This is a genomic window from Desulfotomaculum sp. OF05-3 (assembly GCF_003435535.1).
Taxonomy (GTDB): Bacteria; Bacillota; Clostridia; order Lachnospirales; family Lachnospiraceae; genus Pilosibacter; species Pilosibacter fragilis.
Map to the genome: position 1 here is coordinate 1 of NZ_QWGO01000028.1, position 1,171 is coordinate 1,171.

The 1,171-nt window shown below is 50.0% G+C and carries 1 pseudogene; it reads right to left on the reverse strand.

From position 1 onward, the window contains the following. Nucleotides 1-31: 31 nt before the first annotated feature. Nucleotides 32-1,024 (reverse strand): annotated as a pseudogene (locus tag DXA87_RS13305) (plasmid recombination protein); the annotation flags it as partial. Nucleotides 1,025-1,171: the final 147 nt, after the last annotated feature.

Here is a 1,171-nt window from a genome sequence, read left to right on the forward strand (position 1 = left end):
AGCCACTACTGTTACAACGTTAGTATAGCACTTCAGGAGTCAGCACAACATTGTTTCCGAATGTGGCTTTTTTGCCCATTGTTTCAATCTCCTGCACCGTCAGAGCAACGGTCTTTGCTGTTTTGGTTTCCTTTTGCAGAGCTTCCAGTTTCTGTTTCTGCTTCTCCGTGGCAGCTTTGGCATTCTCCAAACCCCGCTCCACCTGTGCCACCTGTCCGGCCACAGTTTCCAGCCGCTGCTGTTCTGCCTGCACCTTGAACTGGGTCACAGTCAGATGTTCCTCGGTGCTTCCACGTTCTCCACGCTCCAGATCGGTATATCCGGCAACTCGCATGAAATGAAAAAAGTCATCCTGCAACACACTGTAGGATGACCTCAAAATCTTTTTTCCTCTTGCGTTCAACATTGGATTACCGTCCTCGTCAAGCACCGGCTTGGACTCCCATTTCTTACTGCGGCTGACCTGTGTGATGACCTCCTTAACGGTTCCCCGGAGGGCTTCATCCTTGCATCGCTTCGACCAAAGGATCTGCTTTTCCACCACCGGGATATAAACCACATGAAGATGATAGTGGTACACATCCTCGCCCAGAGCTTCGGACATTGCCCGGTTGCGCTCATCGGCGTGCATCACAGCGGAGAGGATATACTGCTCACCGCCTACAATCTCCACGGCGGCTTTGTAAGCATCAGCATAAAACTGTCTTGCAAATTCATAGCCGCCATGGTTGTAGAAGTAAGCGGAGTTCACATCAAAAACCAACTCGCCGTATTTGATGGCATCCGGTTTCAGACCTCTGGTGGAGATCACGCCATCCTGTTCCATCTGCTCAAACATTTTCACATAATCGTCCGTGGGTGCTTTGAAATGAACGTTCAGAGAGGTGCGTTCCGGCACGATGTCCTGATTGCTGTAACTGTTCTTTTCACGCTCATTGTGTTCCTGTATTTTTGCCACATCATCCGGTGTCGGTAAGTCCTGATTCCGGGCTACGGTGCGGTCTATTCCATCATTTCTTGCCATAGATTTTTTGTCCTTTCTTTGAGATTTACAGACAGCGGGGAGCTACGGAGAGGCACTTTTTCAAAGTGTAATAACCCACTATAACACTTTCATCCATACTGGCTGCAAAGTGCCGTGGGCTCTCCGAGGGCTCCTCCGGAGGGGGGA